This is a genomic window from Caballeronia sp. J97, assembly GCF_905220305.1.
Lineage (GTDB): Bacteria > Pseudomonadota > Gammaproteobacteria > Burkholderiales > Burkholderiaceae > Caballeronia.
Genome location: NZ_CAJMZL010000003.1, coordinates 227,429 through 242,855 on the forward strand (window position 1 = coordinate 227,429; position 15,427 = coordinate 242,855).

The following is a 15,427-nucleotide window of genomic DNA, read 5'->3' on the forward strand; positions in this document are numbered from 1 at the left end:
GAACGTTTGACGCACTTAGTGCGCGACGCTCTTCTGATGATTACGGCCCCGCAGCTTTCCGTCTGAAGGGGAAAGATGCAAATAGTCTGCATTTTGTCTAGCCGCGCCGGTCATCTCGTTACTTTCGAAAACCGCGATCTCCAGTAATAGTTTCCTTTTCCAACTCACTGCCTATCCGATGCCCGATCTCCTCGACCACCGCACACCCGAATTCAAAAGCGCGCTCGCCGCGCTGCCCCACACGCCATCGACGATGCTCGCGACGGACGAAAACTACTGGAACGCGGTGCGCGATCTGTGGCGGCACTCGGACGAGTTGATCAATCTGGAGAACGGCTTCTGGGGGGCGATGCCCGAGCCCGTGAAGGCGATGTTCCAGTACTGGACCGAGCGCGTGAACCGCGAGACGACGCTCCTGATCCGCCCGCATCTGATGGCGCTGTACCAGAGCTTGCGCGAGCGCGTCGCGCGGGAGATGGGTTGCACGGTCGAGGAAATCGAGCTGACGCGCAATGCGACCGAGGCATTGCTCGCGCTCATCAGCGGCTACAACCGTCTCGCGCCGGGCGACACGGTGCTCTATAGCGATCTCGACTACCCGTGCGGGAAGGACGCGATGGAATGGCTGCGCGAGCGGCGCGGCGTGACGCCGGTGCGCATCACGATGCCCGAGCCGGCGACGCGCGAAGCGGTTCTGGAAACCTATGCGAAGGCATTGCGCGCGCATCCGCGCACGCGGCTCGTGCTGCTGTCGCACGTGTGCTTCGCGACGGGCCTCGTGCTGCCGGTCGCGGAAATATCGGCGATGGCGAAGGAGACAGGCGCGGACGTGGTCGTCGATGCCGCGCATTCGTGGGGCCAGCTCGATTTCGACGTGCCCGACCTGGACGCGCCGTTCGCCGCGCTGAATCTCCACAAGTGGATCGGCGCGCCGCTCGGCTGCGGCGCGATCTATATCCGCCGCGGGCACGTCCCGTCGATCGATCCGTATCTCGGCGACCGCACCTGGCCCGCCGACGATATCCGCGCGCGCGTGCATACCGGCTCGCCGAATTTCGCTGCGTGGTTCACGCTGCCATCGGCGCTCGACGTCCATCGGCGCATCGGCGCGAAGGCGAAGGAAGCGCGCTTGCGGGCGTTGCGCGATGCATGGGCGGAACCCGCGCGCGAGCTGCGCGGCGTGCAGATCATGACGCCGGATGATCCGGCGATGACCGCCGGCATCACCGCCTTCCGGCTCGAAGGACGCGCGACGAAAGAAGGCTGCGATGCGATCGTCGCCGCGCTGCGCGAGCGCTTCGGCGTGTTCACGGTGACGCGGCCCGGTCCCGATGCGGGCGAAGTCGTGCGCGTGACGCCCGCGCTCTTCTCGCGCATGTCCGATGCAGCGCGCCTGCTCGAAGGCATCGCGGCGCTGTCGCGCGAAGCAAGGTAGCGCTAGCCCGCCGCCGGCCGTGCATCGAGACGCTCGATCAATCGTTCGAGCGCGTCCGAGCACGGCGCTTCGACTTTCAGCGCGAGGAGCGCATCGGCGCGCGTCTTGCCAATGTTGATCGCCGCGATCGGCTTGCCGCTCTTCGCCGCCCACTCGCAGAAGCGATAGCCCGAATACACCATCAGCGACGATCCGACGACGAGCATCGCGTCGGCGGCTTCCAGCGAGCGCGCCGCGTCATCGACGAGCACGCGCGGCACGCTCTCGCCGAAGAACACCACGTCCGGTTTGAGCACGCCGCCGCAACGCGTGCAGCCGGGCACATCGAATGAGGCGAAATCGATATCCTCGACCTGCGCGTCGCCGTCCGGCACCGCGGCCGCCGTATAACCGAGGAACGCCGGATTCGCCGCTTCCAGCATGCGCTGTACCGCCTCGCGCGTATGGCGCTCGCCGCATTCGATGCAGCGCACCCGCCCGATATTGCCGTGCAGTTCGATCACATCGGGATTGCCGGCGCGCGTGTGCAAGCCATCGACATTCTGCGTGACGAGCCGATGCACCCGCGAGCGCGCGGCCAGCGCCCGCAATGCGTGATGCGCGGCGTTCGGCCGCGCGTTCTGCACGACCGGCCAGCCGATCAGGCTGCGCGCCCAATAGCACCGCCGCGCGTAGTCCGAGCCGAGAAAATCCTTCAGCAGAATCGGCGCGCGGCCCGTGCGCTGGCCTTCGCGGTCGCGATAACAGGGAATGCCCGATTCCGTGCTGATGCCCGCGCCCGACAGCACGAAGAGCCGCGGATGCCGTTCGACGAATTCATGAAGCTGCTGCACTTGCCGTCCTTTTGCGCGTATCCGCGCGGTTCGCTCTGGTGGGAATATAAGCCGAAACCGCACGCGCCGCCGGCTGCTCTCTGGCCTTACCACTTTTACGATATTTAAATTGGCTTGACCAAATAGGCGTGTATCGTTAGATTGTCGAACGCCCCATTCCAACGACACATCGAGACATCCAGCATGCTGACCGTCATTTGCGAAACGCCCGGAACCCTGAAAGCCGAACAGCGCGAGAAGCCGCGGCGTGGCGACAACGAAGTGCTGCTGCGCGTGAAGCGCGTCGGCGTGTGCGGCACCGACCTGCACATCTTCACCGGCAATCAGCCGTATCTGTCGTATCCGCGCGTGATGGGTCACGAACTGTCCGGCGTCATCGAGGAAGCGGACGCGGCGAGCGGCCTGAAAGCGGGCGACACTGTTTATGTCATGCCCTATCTGTCGTGCGGCCAGTGCATCGCGTGCCGTCAGGGCAAGACCAACTGCTGCGTGAACATTCAGGTGCTCGGCGTGCATCGCGACGGCGCGTTCACCGAATATCTGAATCTGCCCGCGCAGTTCGTCCACAAGGCCGACGGCGTCACGCTCGATCAGGCCGCGATGATCGAATTTCTCGCGATCGGCGCGCATGCGGTGCGTCGCGCGGACGTGAAGCCGGGACAGCGCGTGCTGGTCGTCGGCACGGGTCCGATCGGCATGGCGGCCATCACGTTTTCGCGGCTGCGCGGCGCGAACGTCACCGCGCTCGATACGCGCGAAGACCGCCTCGCGTTCTGCAAGCGCGAACTGAAAGTCGATGCCACCGTGCAGATCGGCGAGCACGACAAAGAGGAACTGTCGAAGCTCACGAACGGCGAGTTCTTCGATGTGGTGTTCGACGCAACCGGCAATTCACGCGCGATGGAACGCGGTTTCGAGTTCATCGCGCATGGCGGTAAGTACGTGCTGGTGTCGATCGTGCCGGACCGCATCTCGTTCGCCGATCCCGAGTTCCACAAACGCGAAGCGACGCTGCTCGCGAGCCGCAATGCGACGCCCGAGGACTTCGAGACCGTGCTTGCGGCCATGCGCAAAGGCGAAGTGCCGACGGACGCGCTCAATACGCATCGACTGACGTTGAGCGATGTGCCCGAGCAATTCTCGTCGCTGCTCGATCCGAAGGCGGGCGTCGTGAAAGCGATCGTCGAGTGCTGATGTGCTGATGGTCTGATCAGGGCGCGCCGCGTGCATGGCGCGGCCGCCCTTGCGCGTCGTGCCACGGCTCCGCGCTCTTGCACCAGATTTCGTACTGCGGCGCATACAGCCCGGTTTCATCGAAGATGCCGGTCGGCACTTCGATCTCGTCGACGCCATCGAACGCCAGATAGACCGGCGAGCCGCACACCGGGCAATGATGCCGCTTGCCCGTCGCCGAACTCTTCCACGCGACCGTGTCGCCCGACGCCTGAAACGCGTCGCGCGCAAAGATCGCGTACACGCCGAACGGCGCGCCGTGAATGCGGCGGCACGTCATGCAGTGGCACAGATTCACTTCCTTCGGCTCGCCCGCGACACGCACGCGCACCGCGCCGCATGCGCATCCGCCTTCGTGTATCGGCTGAGGATTCATGCCGCCGGGCGCTCGTCGGGGTTTATCGCGTGAAGTAGCCGCGGTTCTGCATGCATTCGCTGTAGGCGCGCCAGTAACGCGTCATCGGCGGTTCGGGCGGCGGCAGTGGCGGCATCTTCATGTCGCCGCCGTAGATCGCGTCGGATGCGCCCGATGCGCCCGCCGCCATCGATGCGGGCACCGCCGGAATCCCGGGCATCGCGCCGGATGCGGGATGCGGCAGCGCGCCCGTGGCCAGCGCCCCCGATGCGCCCGATGCGGCAATCGCCGCCGATGCGCCCGATGCCGGCGCTGCAGCGGAAGCCGCGAGCGCGCCGGATGCACCCGCCGGCAGCGGCGGCTCGACCGGACGCGGCGGCGTGAGCACGCGCGTGTCGCGCTGCGCCTGAGCGTCGCGCGGCTGCGTCTGCGGCTCGCGCGCGATGTTCACTTTGGTCGTCTGATTGGCGTAGCTGTAGCAGGCGGCGTTATCGATCGATTGCTGCCACGTGCTCTGGCTGCGTCCGGGCACGGTGAGCGGCTGTTGCGCGAAGGCGGCGCCACACGCCGCGAGCAAGGCGATTCCCGCGTAAGTGGAAGGTCTCATTGGCTTGCAGTTCCCCGATGCGGTTTTATTAGTCGTTGCAGGTCTTGCGCCGCCCGCACATGCTTCGAGCGGCGCGAGTCTGCGCCGGGCCTGCTGTCAAGGATACCGCGACGGACGAACCGTCCACGCCAGAAGCACTGGCATCTTCCGCCAATTTTCAGACGAAGCGCGCCGCGCCGCACACACGCCGCGCGGAGCCGCGCATCAGAACTTCATGCCGACGCCGAGGCCGATGACCCACGGATCGATCTTGAGCGAGCCGAGATTGGCACCGTCCGCCGACGCGCTCGTGCGCATCCAGATCTTTTTCACGTCCGCGTTGACGAAGAGGTTCTTCGCCACCTGAACGTCCACACCCGCCTGCAGCGCCGGGCCGAAGCTGCTGTGCTTGATCGACACCGGCGTGTCGCCCGCCTTCAGCTTGTCGTTGTAGAAGTACGTGTAGTTCAGGCCCGCGCCGACATACGGACGCACGCGGCCCGCGTGATTGAAGTGGTATTGCAGGAGCACCGTCGGCGGCAGCACGCCCACGCCGCCCAGTCCACCGATGCTCGATGTCAGTTGATGTCGCGAGGTCGCGAGAATCAGCTCCACGCCGATCTGATCGCGGATCATGTAGGTGAAGTCGAGCTCCGGCACGATCGCGTTGTTCACGTTGACGTTGAGCGTGTTGAGTGCGCCGCCCGCCGTCACGTCGGGCTGGATGCTGATCGCGCGCAGGCGAACCAGGATATCGCCGGCGTGAATGCCGCCCATCGAATCGTTCGACGATGCATCGCCTGCCGCGTGCGCCGCGCCCGTCAACAGCGCCGCGCATGCCATCACAACTGCCCCGAGACCTTTTTTCATTTCTGGTTTTCCCACGTTAAAAGCAGGAATTGTCCCCGTCGGGGTTCCGCCACGCCCTTGACGACAGTCAACGCGCGCCGGACGTACACGGCCTATCGGGGTGGTCCTTGCGCATCGACAAGCCCCAGCAGCGGCTCGCCAGACATGCGGCCGAGCGTCGCTTGCGGGCGGGTCCATGCGTTGCTATTCAGGGGAAAAGCGCAGAACAAAGGGAGGCGGCAGATGAGACCCACACTCAGCACACTCGGGCGCATGACGGGGGTTCTGCTCGGCGGCACGCTGGCCGTCGTCGCGAGCGCGCAGCAGGCGCCGCAAAAGCCGAACAAGCTCGAATACGACAGCACGCCCGCGTATCAGGAGAAAAACGTCACCCCGCCCGCGACCGCCGCCACGAATGCGAGCGATGCGCTCAAGACACGTCCGGGCAAGACATCGTCCGGAAAAGGGGCCGCGCCCGAGCGGCCGAACGGACTCGGCTTCGACGCGGGCGCGAGCGGCATGAGCAAGAAGCAGTAGCGTCGGCGCGTACCGCGTGGATCAGGCGTCGGTAGCCTTGTCGGGCCACGGCCACGTCGAATAGCGGGACGACTTCTCGGATGTCGCCTTGCTCTTCTTCTGCGGCGCCGGAGCGGGCTTCGCATCGTGCGCCGGCGCGGCGCTCTTCGCGGCATCCGGCAGGTCCTCGCCGAACCACGGCACTTCCTTGCGCCGCTCTTCGACGTAGGCATCCCAGCCCTTCGCGTTATCCGCGAAGAGATCGTGCCTGACCGTGTTGGCGAGCATCGGTCGATTCAATGCTTCGTCGAGAAGCGCTTTCGGCCATACGAAAAACGCGCCCGACGCCCGGCGGATGAAATCCCTCGGCTTCATGCTCGCGTCGATGAAGCCGAGCAGCGTGAAGCCCGTGAGCGCATCGTTGCCCTTCACCGCTTCACCGATGCTCGCGTATTCGTCGGCGCATTGGCTCAGGCAAAACACCGACTCCAGCACATCGCCGAGATGCAGCAGCAGCGCGCGTCGTTCGTAGGGATCTTGCATGGCGGTCTGTTGTTTCGTCATTCGCTGTTCCGATATGTCGAGGGTGGATTCTGCGGCGCGCGCAATGCAGCACGTGCCGCGTTCATCTCGAATTTTAGCGAACCCGGCGTGACACGTTGGCGCGCGAGCGCTCCGGTCACTTCGCAAAGCGCGTGCGAAAGCTCAGCCGATAGTCGTTCGGCGACACGCCGAGCCGCCGCGTAAACACGAGCCGCATGCGATCCGCCGTGCCGAAGCCGCAATCGTACGCGACGGTTTTGAGCGGCGTGTCGCTGCTCTCCAGCATATTGCGGGCCGCGTCGACGCGTGCGCGTTCGACGAACTCATGCGGCGTCATGTGCGCGAGCTGCACGAACGCGCGCGCGAAGCTGCGCTCGCTCATGCCCGCGACGCTCGCCAGTTGCGCGACCGACAGCCGCTCGCCGATGTGCTCCATCACATGCGCCTGCACTTTCGCGACGGGCGACGTGTCATCGGCTGGTGCGCTCAGATATGGGCTGAACTGCGACTGGCCGCCGCGCCGCTGCGCGAATACGACGAGCCGCTTCGCGACCGCGAGCGCGACCCGCGCGCCGTGATCCTCGGCGACGAGCGCGAGCGCGACATCGATGCCCGCCGTCACACCCGCCGACGTGACGAGACTGCCGTCGCGCACGTAGATGCGATCCAGCTCGACGCGGGCGCGCGGAAAGCGCGCCGCGAGTCGCGGCGCATTCTGCCAGTGCGTGGTCACATCGCGGCCGTCGAGCAGCCCCGCGTGACCGAGCGCGAACGCGCCGGTGCAGATCGAGCCGTAGCGCTCGCAGCGTAATGCCGCATCGGCGAGCCAGGCGGTCAGCCGAGGATCGGGCGCATCGAAAGGGAGAGCCGGGCCGCCGGCGACGAGCGCGGTGCCGTAGCGCCGGTCCGCTTCGTCGAACGACAGATCCGCGACGAGCCGCGTGCCGTTCGATGCGCGCACGATGCGCTCTTCGGGACCGACGAGCGCGATCTCATACGCGCTCGCTGCGGGAATGAAGGCGTTTGCCTCCGCGAAGACATCGACGGGACCGGCTACATCGAGCGCCTGCACGCCCTGGAAGATCGCGATCGCAACTGTATGCATCGGGAAGAAGGTCCGTGATCGGCGCGCATGGCAGAAGACGGCGTGCGCCTGGCAGAGTTCGACGCGTCGTTCCGGTTGAGGCACGAAGGCGTTTTGCCGAGACTGAAAGGCACCCGACGCGCTGCGCGATTTTAGCAACGCGCAGTGATTCGCGTCTTCGATCAACTCACGTCACGGAGCCGTAACCATGAGCGAAATCATTGCAGGCATCAGGATCCCCGAAAGCCAGATGGCGCGCGAAGCCACGCAACTCGTACGCGACACCGAGCCCGACCTGCTCTACAACCATTCGCGCCGCGTGTTCCTGTTCGGCGCGCTCGCGGGCGAACGCAAGCAACTGAAGTACGATCCCGAACTGCTCTATATCGGCGCGATGTTCCACGACATGGGCCTCACCGACGCGTACAGCAGTGCGCATGACCGATTCGAAGTCGATGGCGCGAACGCGGCGCGCGACTTTCTGCGCCAGCATCGCATCGGCGAAAACGAGATCGAGCAAGTGTGGGATGCGATCGCGCTTCACACGACGCCGGGCATTCCGCAGTACAAGAAACCAGTGGTCGCGCTGGTCACGGCGGGCGTCGAGATGGACGTGCTCGGTCTTGCCTACGACGAGTTCAGCGCGGATCAACGGCGGCTCGTGGTCGCGGCGCATCCGCGCGAAACGAACTTCAAGGAAGGCATCATCGATGCGTTCGCGCAAGGCACGATCAGGAAGCCCGAATCGACCTTCGGCAACGTCAAGGCCGATGTCCTCGCGCTCAAGGACCCAACCTACCGGCGCGTGAACTTTTGCAGCATCATCCTCGGATCGGCGTGGAACGATCAGCCTCACGATCCGGCGACGTGCCGCCATCCGGCGCATCGGCACGTCTGATTCAGCGGCACACGCGGTATGGACCCATGTCGACGTGAAAGTGCGTCTTGTGCAACGCGTTGTAATCGGGACCGAGGGTGGTATCGAAGGCATGGCACGCGCCTTCGTGAACGCGGCGAAGGAACTGGCCATCGGGCGATGCCGCGTCGTCCCAGCGCGCGAGCGTGATGCGGCGTCCGTCGTCGAGCACGAAGCCGGTCAGATCGATGGCGTTGGCGCTCGCGTGCTGGCTCAGTCCGGTGTCTTGCCGATGATTCACGTTGCGGCATGCATAACTGCCGACATGCTCGATGCGCGTGACGCGTTCGCCATATGTATCGAGCGCCGCTTGCTGAAGATATTGATGCTCGAAATACGCGATGCCGAGCGCGAGCGGACATGTCGCGAGAAACGGCGAACTGAAGCGCAGACTTTGCGCCTGCGTGACGCGAACGACATCCTCGAGCGGGCAACCGCCCGGCCCCGCCGCATTAGCCATCTCGCGATAGACGAGCCCGGAGCGTGCGAGCGCGGCGTCGCAGAGCCGCGCGTCGCGCATCGTGCGCCATAGCTTGAAGTGCGTGAGCGGGTCTCGATCCGCGAGCACATCGAGCGGCGCGAAGGGATCGTAACGCTCGGGCAACACGATGCGCTTCGAATACACGGCATAGCCGAACATCGTCGCGCCGGCGATCAAGACAACGAAGAGCCAGCCGACGATGCGTGAAATCACGCGCTGTCGGCCGTGTGCGCGGCGTTCACGCGCTCGGCGAGTTTGGCGTCGTAGCTCGAATGCACGTGCACGCGTTTCTTCTCGGGATAGGCATACGAATAAGCTTTGCGCAGCGCGAGCGATGCTTCATGAAAGCCCGACAGGATCAGCTTCTGCTTGTTCGGATAGTTGGCGATATCGCCGACCGCGAAAATGCCCGGCCGCGACGACTCATAGTTCGACGTATCGACTTCGATGCGTCCGCCGCGCACATCGAGATTCCATGTTGCGATCGGGCCGAGTTCGGAGACGAGACCATAGAGCGCGACGATCTTGTCGACGGCGATATCGGCCGAGCCTTCCACTTGCTTGATGCGCACGCCGCGCAGTGCGCCATCGGGCGCATCGAGCGATTCGATCATGCCGACGACGAACGTCATCTCGCCTGCTTCGACTGCGCGCTTCATCGCTGCAACGGAGTTCGCCGCGGCGGAAAAGCCGCTGCGCCGATGCACGAGCGTGAGCTTCTTCGCGATGTCTTTCAACGCCAGCGCCCAGTCGAGCGCCGAATCGCCGCCGCCCGCGACGATGATCGCCTTGTCCGCGAAATCGGCCGCGCGCGAGACGCTGTAATGCACATCCGTGCCTTCGAGCGCGGCCGCTTCGGGCAATTGCAGACGCTGCGGGACGAAGGCGCCGTTGCCGGCGGCGATCAGGATCGCGGCGCAATCGAAGGTCATGCCGCGTTCGGTCGTCACCGTCCAGCGATGATCGTCGTCGCGTTGCGTGACGGACTGCACGCGCTGGTCGAGGTGAATCGGCACATCGAAGGGACGAATCTGCTCCAGCAGGCGATCGACGAGCTCGCGTGCGGTGCATGAGGGAATCGCGGGGATGTCGTAGATCGGCTTGTCGGGATATAGCTCGATGCACTGGCCGCCGATGCGGCCGAGGGTGTCGACGATCTGGCATGTGAGGCCGATCACGCCCGCCTCGAAGGCGGCGAATAGCCCTACCGGGCCCGCGCCTATGATCAATACGTCGGTTCTTATCGCTTCGCTTTGCGGTTCCATTTCGGTTTGCTTTCCTTGGCTTGCTGATTTTTTTTCAGCATTCTTTGGGTCACGATACAGAAAGCGTTCTGACGGAGCAATTAAGCCCCTTTTTGTTTGGCGGGCATTGGGGGTGGGGGTGGGTTCGCTTCGTTGTTTTGCGTCTGCGTCGGATCCCGTTATCACGTGTTTTGCGCCTGCGTCGGATCCCGTTATCACGTCGGTCTATTAGCTCTGCCCCTGTGCGGGGCGGCAGTCACTTTCTTTGCTGCTGCAAAGAAAGTAACCAAAGAAAGCAGCTCTCCCCATCCAAAGTACTTCACACCGGCCGCGGCACAGGCGATTGGCCTAATGGTCCGCCAGTAGCGAGTACCCCCGCAAGCAGAACACAGCGTGGACCGCGCACGATCTGACGAACCAGTACTTTAAGAGCGCTGGTGCAGCACGAAATAGCTTCGGCACAGCGCTACGCGCTGCCGCCGGGTCCACAAGGGAAACCATCGGTTTGCAATCGCAGTGAGATGGAAGCGTTAGTAAAGAAGCACGCGCATCCCCAATTAACCGGTCGGCCGCGTAGCGGGCCGGACCTATTTCGTGCTGAGCCAGCAAGGATTGCGGTGCGAGGAGACAGACCGTGCGCGATCCAAGCTGTGATCTGCTTGTGAGGGCACTCGCTACGGGCGGGCCATTAGGCCAATCGCCTGTGCCGCGGCCGGTGTGAAGTACTTTGGATGGGGATAGCTGCTTTCTTTGGTTACTTTCTTTGCAGCAGCAAAGAAAGTGACTGCCGCCCCGCACAGGGGCAGTGCTAATAGACCGACACGAATACGGGATCCGGCGAAAGCGAAAGCCAAAACCAAAACCAAAATCCCCCTTTCACTTCCCCATCTCATTCAACTCCCGCGCGTAATACATCGCAGCAGCATCGATCTCCTCCGGCGTCATGTTGCGCGCAACATTGCGCATGACCCCATCGATATCATTCGTGCGCGTGCCATTAGCAAACGCGATCAACTGCGATTTGGTATAAGCCGCCGGCAAGCCATCGAGCCACGGACTCCCCGCCTTGCTGTCGATGCCGCCGTGACACACCGCGCAGGGCACGACATTGCGCATCGGCGCACCATGCGCGACGATCGGCGGCGCAAGCCCGGAACTCACCTTGCGCTGCGCAGGCGGTCGCGGCAGGTTCGAATAGTACGCCGCGAGATCGCGCATATCCTGATCGCTCAGATTCATCGCCATCGGCGACATGACCGCGTTGGTCCGCGCACCCTTCTGAAAATCGATCAACTGCTTGTAAATCACCGACGCATACTGCCCCGCGAGATTCGGCGAATTCGCCTCGCTCATGCCGCGCTCGCCATGGCACATCGTGCAGCGCAAGGCCAGCGTCGCGCCGCGCCCGATCGAATTCGCGCTCACCCTGTCGAGCAGCTGAGGCGTCATCTCCACACTCGTCAGCTTCTCCTTCGGCTCGACAGTCGTACCGCCCGCATACCAGTCGCGCGGCACGCCCGCCGCGCTACAGATCGCGTTCCAGATGCCGGTGAACGGCGCATCGCGCTGCACCGAAGGCAGCCACACGAAACCGATCAGCGCCGATACCACCGCGATCGCGATCGTCCCCAATACGCTGACGGTGAACCAGCGGTTGCGGAATGTGAAGAGGCGTTCGTCGCTCATCGCTGCGCTCCGATCGGCACCGCGGGCACCGCCGTGTCCGGGCGCGCAAGCAGTTGCGCGATCGGATAGCCGTAGTTGACGAGCGTGAGCCCGATCATCAGCACGATCCACAGCGCGAAGCTGTTCAACGCCACCGGAATGGTGCGCGGCTCGTGCACCGCGCGGCTGAAGCGGAACTCTTCCGGCTGCACCTGCGGCGCGCGATGCGCCTTGATCAGCACGATGAAGAACAACACCGCCGACACGACGAGAATCAATCCACCCAAGACCGAGATCACCACGGAGAACGCTTGCGCGGCGATCGCCGGATCCTTGTAGTCATAGAACGCCATGCGCCGCGGCATCCCCAGAATGCCGACGAAATGCCACGGGAACGTCAGCACGATCATGCCGATGAACCACAGCCACAACTGCCAGCGCATCAGCTTCACGCTCTGCAGCGCGCGCCCGGTAAGATGCGGCCAGAGATCGTAGGCGATCACGAAATACATGATGACGATAGCGCCGCCGAAAATCAGATGAAAATGCCCCGTCACCCATTGCGTGTTGTGCACAGTCGAGTCGAGCTGATAGCTCATGTTGATAAGCCCGCCCGCGCCGCCGAAGCCGAGCATCACGAACGAAAACGCAACGGCGAGCATCATCGGGTTATCCCACGGCAACGCCTTGATCCAGCCGAACGGACCGCGTCCGCCGCGCAGCCGCGCCGCGATCTCCACCGACGCGCAGATCGTGAACACCGTGAGCAGCGTCGGCACCGCGACGAGCGCGGTGAACACCGAGTGCATGAACTTGAAGCCGGAACCCACTTGCGGGTCGGCGAACAAGTGGTGAATCCCGATGGGCATCGACACGACGAGAAACAGGATGAACGAAATGCGCGCCATCGCATCGCTGTAGAGCCGGCCGCCGATCGCGCGCGGAATGATCGTGTAGTACGCGATATACGCGGGCATCAGCCAGAAGTAGACGATCGCGTGCAGCGTCCAGGAGAAGAACACGCGCGCGAGGCCCGCGTCGATGGTCGTCTTCCAGCCGATCGCGACAGGCAGGATCATGAACAGCACTTCGATCGCCGCGCCCACCGCTGTCCAGCCCCACAGATACGCGCCAGCGACGGTCGCGAACATCGCGAGCGGTACGGGTTTGCCGCGGTTCTCGCGCCGCCATGACGCCAGATTCACCGACATCAGCGCGACCCACACCCACGAGCCGACCACCACGAACACGACGCCGACGTAGTAAAACACGTTGCCGATCATCGGCGGGTAGAAAGTGTAGAGCACGGATGCGAGGCCCATCGCGACCGGCACCGTCGCCGTGACCGAGCCGACGGCGACGAGCCAGAAGCCGAGCCACGCGAAGCGCACGCCGACGAGCGGACGCTTCAGCGCGAGCTCGCTGACCGCGTAGCCGAAGCCCATCGCGATGAGCGTCGGGAACGCATAGCCCATCACCGTGCCGTGCTCCGTCACCGAGCGATAGTAAAGCTCCGGATTCTGCAGCCAGGGATGCAGCGGGCTGCGCACGAACATCTGCCATGCGCCGAGCAAAAGCGCGACGCCGAACGCGATGAAAGCCAGCCAGAAGTGCGCGAGTACGAGGCGCTTGCTATTGAACACAGGACACTCTCCGCGAATTGGCCGGCAGCTTGTCGGCCATCTGCATGAATTCGGCGCGATCCACCACCTTCACGTGCGCCCACATGTTCTGATGCCCGGTGCCGCAATACTCGTGGCAAGGCATCAGATGCTCGCCGGGTTTGTCGAAGGTCGTCTTGAAGGTCGAGACATAGCCCGGCTCCAGCATCGAATTGATATTGGTGTCGGTGATCAGAAAGCCGTGCACGACATCCGAGCTCGTCGCGCGGAACGTGACCGGCACGCCCGCCGGCACGACGAGGCACTGCGGCGTGAACGAGTACTGCTGCGCCACGATGCGCACCGTCACCGAGCCGTCCGTCTCGGGCGCGCTGCCGAGATTGCTTTCGATGAATTCGCCCGACACATGCAGCGTTTCGGGGCGCACCGTCTCGACGCGCGAAGGCGGCATCATCGCCCAGTGCACGCCGGTATAGACGACCATGCCGACCAGCACGACGACGATTGCGAGAACGAGGATCGCCCAGCGCCGTTCGACCCGTTCGGCGACGTCGTGCGAGCTTGGATTGATGGCCATATGCGATGCCTTAATGAACCGTGTGAATCACTGGATCACGCCGCGCGGCAGGAACACGGCGAAGTAGAAGACGAACCAGATGCCGATCACGATCGCCGTCGAGATGCTCGCGAGCGCGATCGCTCCCGACGGGCCGCGCTTGACGATCTCGTCGAGCTTCGCGTCTTCCTTCGCGATGTCATTCGGGTCTTCGTTCATGGTGTGGCCGATGCTCAATAAAGTGGCGCCGATCGCAACTCGTTCACTTCCTTCACGGTGACCGGCGTGCCGCGGTTGCCCCACGCGGTGCGGATATACGTGACCACCGCCGCGACCTCGACATCCGACAGCGACTGCGCGAACGGCGGCATGCCGTAAGGCTTCGGATTCTTGAACGTGCCGGGCGGATAGCCGCCGTTCAGCACCATCCGGATCGGATTCACCGCCGAGTTCATCACGATCGACTGGTTGTTCGCGAGCGGCGGGAATTCGGGCGGCTTGCCCTGACCCTGCGCCGCATGGCATTCGGCGCAGTGCGCGTCGTAGATCTTCTTGCCGAGCGGCGAAAGGCTCGTCTTCTGCTCGACCACCGCCTGGCTCGGCGGCTCGGACTTGTCGCCGGAGCGCGCGGGCAGCGCCTTCAGATAGACGGCCATCGCGCGCACGTCGTCCTCGGTCAGATATTGCAGGCTGTCGTAGACGACTTCGGCCATCGGTCCATAAACCGCGCCGCGATTCGACACGCCCGCATGCAGCAGGCCGACGATGTCTTCCATGCTCCAGTCGCCGAGCCCCGCTTCCTTGTTCGACGTGAGCGACGGCGCGTACCAGTTCTGAATCGGGATCAGGCCGCCTTCGAATGCCTTCGACTTCACGTTGCCGCCGAGCGCATTGATGGCCGTATGGCACATCGAGCAATGCCCGAGACCCTCGACCAGATAGGCGCCGCGATTCCATTCGGCCGATTGCGTCGCATCGGGTTCGTAGACGCCTTCGCGGAAAAAGAGCGAGCGCCATCCGAGCAGCAGTTCGCGATGATTGAACGGGAACCGCAGCTCGTGCGGCCGGTTCGGCTGATGCACGGCCGGCGTCGACATCAGGAATGCATAGATGGCGTCGGAGTCGGCGCGCGTGACTTTTGTGTAGGACGTATAGGGCATCGCCGGATAGAGCAGCGAGCCATCGCGCGACTTGCCCGTGTGCATCATCGTGAAGAACTCGTCGGCGGTCCATTTGCCGATGCCCGTGTCCTTGTCCGACGAGATGTTGGGCGTGAAGAGCGTGCCGAAGGGCGTGTCCATCGGACGGCCCCCGCCGAAGGTCTTGCCCGCGGGCAGCGTGTGACAGGCGATGCAGTCGCCCGCGCGCGCGAGATATTCGCCGCGCTTGACGGTGGCGGCGTCGGCGCTCTGCGCCACCGCATGTTCGATCGGCACGGCAGAGGCCGCCATGAAGACCGCGACGGTCAGCGCTCGGAAATGTCGAAAACGGAGCACGTCGGGTCCTCGG

The 15,427-nt window shown here is 64.1% G+C and carries 17 protein-coding genes; 4 read left to right on the forward strand and 13 right to left on the reverse strand.

Annotation, left to right across the window (positions count from 1 at the left end):
• Positions 1-178 precede the first annotated feature (178 nt).
• On the forward strand, positions 179-1,435 hold the full coding sequence (locus tag U4Y90_RS07635) for an aminotransferase class V-fold PLP-dependent enzyme (RefSeq protein WP_321793864.1): 1,257 nt from the start codon (positions 179-181) through the stop codon (positions 1,433-1,435).
• 2 nt (positions 1,436-1,437) lie between these two features.
• Here the strand turns inward: U4Y90_RS07635 and U4Y90_RS07640 are convergent, their stop codons facing one another.
• The gene (locus tag U4Y90_RS07640; protein ID WP_415749315.1) at positions 1,438-2,316 is read right to left on the reverse strand and encodes an NAD-dependent protein deacetylase; all 879 of its coding nucleotides are present in this window, start codon (positions 2,314-2,316) and stop codon (positions 1,438-1,440) included.
• 135 nt (positions 2,317-2,451) lie between these two features.
• On the opposite strand from U4Y90_RS07640, the gene U4Y90_RS07645 reads away from it, so the two are divergent.
• A complete protein-coding gene (locus U4Y90_RS07645) occupies positions 2,452-3,462 on the forward strand; it encodes a zinc-binding alcohol dehydrogenase family protein (RefSeq protein WP_321793868.1) in 1,011 nt (336 codons plus the stop codon).
• 16 nt (positions 3,463-3,478) lie between these two features.
• Here U4Y90_RS07645 and U4Y90_RS07650 read toward each other — a convergent pair whose 3' ends face one another.
• From U4Y90_RS07650 to U4Y90_RS07660, 3 genes are all read right to left on the reverse strand, one after another.
• Positions 3,479-3,877, reverse strand: coding sequence for a GFA family protein (locus tag U4Y90_RS07650; protein WP_321793870.1), 399 nt, complete (start codon positions 3,875-3,877; stop codon positions 3,479-3,481).
• A gap of 22 nt (positions 3,878-3,899) precedes the next feature.
• Positions 3,900-4,463: a hypothetical protein gene (locus U4Y90_RS07655; protein WP_321793872.1), complete on the reverse strand. Its 564-nt coding sequence runs from the start codon at positions 4,461-4,463 to the stop codon at positions 3,900-3,902.
• Between the two features lie 204 nt (positions 4,464-4,667).
• Complete coding sequence (locus tag U4Y90_RS07660; RefSeq protein ID WP_321794076.1) at positions 4,668-5,285, reverse strand: OmpW/AlkL family protein; 618 nt, start codon at positions 5,283-5,285, stop codon at positions 4,668-4,670.
• 249 nt (positions 5,286-5,534) lie between these two features.
• Between U4Y90_RS07660 and U4Y90_RS07665 the strand changes: the two genes are divergently transcribed.
• On the forward strand, positions 5,535-5,828 hold the full coding sequence (locus U4Y90_RS07665) for a hypothetical protein (protein ID WP_321793874.1): 294 nt from the start codon (positions 5,535-5,537) through the stop codon (positions 5,826-5,828).
• A 21-nt stretch (positions 5,829-5,849) separates the two neighbouring features.
• On the opposite strand, the gene U4Y90_RS07670 is transcribed toward U4Y90_RS07665, so the two are convergent.
• Entirely contained in the window at positions 5,850-6,371 is a 522-nt protein-coding gene (locus U4Y90_RS07670; protein ID WP_321793876.1) for a hypothetical protein, read from the reverse strand.
• A gap of 115 nt (positions 6,372-6,486) precedes the next feature.
• Positions 6,487-7,455 (reverse strand): GlxA family transcriptional regulator, encoded by a 969-nt coding sequence (locus U4Y90_RS07675; RefSeq protein ID WP_321793878.1) that lies wholly within the window; start codon positions 7,453-7,455, stop codon positions 6,487-6,489.
• A 187-nt stretch (positions 7,456-7,642) separates the two neighbouring features.
• On the opposite strand from U4Y90_RS07675, the gene U4Y90_RS07680 reads away from it, so the two are divergent.
• Positions 7,643-8,332 (forward strand): HD domain-containing protein, encoded by a 690-nt coding sequence (locus tag U4Y90_RS07680; RefSeq protein ID WP_321793880.1) that lies wholly within the window; start codon positions 7,643-7,645, stop codon positions 8,330-8,332.
• A gap of 1 nt (position 8,333) precedes the next feature.
• Here the strand turns inward: U4Y90_RS07680 and U4Y90_RS07685 are convergent, their stop codons facing one another.
• The 7 genes from U4Y90_RS07685 to U4Y90_RS07715 form a co-directional block, all read right to left on the reverse strand.
• On the reverse strand, positions 8,334-9,044 hold the full coding sequence (locus U4Y90_RS07685; RefSeq protein ID WP_321793882.1) for an extensin family protein: 711 nt from the start codon (positions 9,042-9,044) through the stop codon (positions 8,334-8,336).
• Positions 9,041-10,096, reverse strand: a complete 1,056-nt coding sequence (locus U4Y90_RS07690) for an NAD(P)/FAD-dependent oxidoreductase (protein WP_321793884.1) — start codon at positions 10,094-10,096, stop codon at positions 9,041-9,043. Before U4Y90_RS07690 ends, U4Y90_RS07685 begins: the two co-directional genes overlap by 4 nt.
• An 855-nt stretch (positions 10,097-10,951) precedes the next feature.
• Positions 10,952-11,761 (reverse strand): c-type cytochrome, encoded by an 810-nt coding sequence (locus U4Y90_RS07695; RefSeq protein ID WP_321793886.1) that lies wholly within the window; start codon positions 11,759-11,761, stop codon positions 10,952-10,954.
• Positions 11,758-13,383, reverse strand: coding sequence for a b(o/a)3-type cytochrome-c oxidase subunit 1 (locus U4Y90_RS07700; RefSeq protein ID WP_321793888.1), 1,626 nt, complete (start codon positions 13,381-13,383; stop codon positions 11,758-11,760). The genes U4Y90_RS07695 and U4Y90_RS07700 overlap by 4 nt, the downstream gene beginning before the upstream one ends.
• The gene (locus tag U4Y90_RS07705; protein WP_321793889.1) at positions 13,373-13,939 is read right to left on the reverse strand and encodes a cupredoxin domain-containing protein; all 567 of its coding nucleotides are present in this window, start codon (positions 13,937-13,939) and stop codon (positions 13,373-13,375) included. The genes U4Y90_RS07700 and U4Y90_RS07705 overlap by 11 nt, the downstream gene beginning before the upstream one ends.
• 27 nt (positions 13,940-13,966) lie before the next feature.
• Complete coding sequence (locus U4Y90_RS07710; protein WP_321793891.1) at positions 13,967-14,137, reverse strand: hypothetical protein; 171 nt, start codon at positions 14,135-14,137, stop codon at positions 13,967-13,969.
• Positions 14,138-14,151: 14 nt separating this feature from the next.
• A complete protein-coding gene (locus tag U4Y90_RS07715) occupies positions 14,152-15,369 on the reverse strand; it encodes a cytochrome c (protein ID WP_321794077.1) in 1,218 nt (405 codons plus the stop codon).
• Positions 15,370-15,427 lie beyond the last annotated feature (58 nt).

What these genes read in the sequence shown, in the direction of transcription:
- U4Y90_RS07635 (WP_321793864.1), top strand. Translation starts at nt 179, where the DNA reads ATGCCCGATCTCCTCGACCACCGCACACCCGAATTCAAAAGCGCGCTC.
- U4Y90_RS07645 (WP_321793868.1), top strand. Translation starts at nt 2,452, where the DNA reads ATGCTGACCGTCATTTGCGAAACGCCCGGAACCCTGAAAGCCGAACAG.
- U4Y90_RS07650 (WP_321793870.1), bottom strand. Translation starts at nt 3,877, where the DNA reads ATGAATCCTCAGCCGATACACGAAGGCGGATGCGCATGCGGCGCGGTG.
- U4Y90_RS07655 (WP_321793872.1), bottom strand. Translation starts at nt 4,463, where the DNA reads ATGAGACCTTCCACTTACGCGGGAATCGCCTTGCTCGCGGCGTGTGGC.
- U4Y90_RS07660 (WP_321794076.1), bottom strand. Translation starts at nt 5,285, where the DNA reads ATGGCATGCGCGGCGCTGTTGACGGGCGCGGCGCACGCGGCAGGCGAT.
- U4Y90_RS07665 (WP_321793874.1), top strand. Translation starts at nt 5,535, where the DNA reads ATGAGACCCACACTCAGCACACTCGGGCGCATGACGGGGGTTCTGCTC.
- U4Y90_RS07670 (WP_321793876.1), bottom strand. Translation starts at nt 6,371, where the DNA reads ATGACGAAACAACAGACCGCCATGCAAGATCCCTACGAACGACGCGCG.
- U4Y90_RS07675 (WP_321793878.1), bottom strand. Translation starts at nt 7,455, where the DNA reads ATGCATACAGTTGCGATCGCGATCTTCCAGGGCGTGCAGGCGCTCGAT.
- U4Y90_RS07680 (WP_321793880.1), top strand. Translation starts at nt 7,643, where the DNA reads ATGAGCGAAATCATTGCAGGCATCAGGATCCCCGAAAGCCAGATGGCG.
- U4Y90_RS07690 (WP_321793884.1), bottom strand. Translation starts at nt 10,096, where the DNA reads ATGGAACCGCAAAGCGAAGCGATAAGAACCGACGTATTGATCATAGGC.
- U4Y90_RS07695 (WP_321793886.1), bottom strand. Translation starts at nt 11,761, where the DNA reads ATGAGCGACGAACGCCTCTTCACATTCCGCAACCGCTGGTTCACCGTC.
- U4Y90_RS07705 (WP_321793889.1), bottom strand. Translation starts at nt 13,939, where the DNA reads ATGGCCATCAATCCAAGCTCGCACGACGTCGCCGAACGGGTCGAACGG.
- U4Y90_RS07710 (WP_321793891.1), bottom strand. Translation starts at nt 14,137, where the DNA reads ATGAACGAAGACCCGAATGACATCGCGAAGGAAGACGCGAAGCTCGAC.
- U4Y90_RS07715 (WP_321794077.1), bottom strand. Translation starts at nt 15,369, where the DNA reads ATGGCGGCCTCTGCCGTGCCGATCGAACATGCGGTGGCGCAGAGCGCC.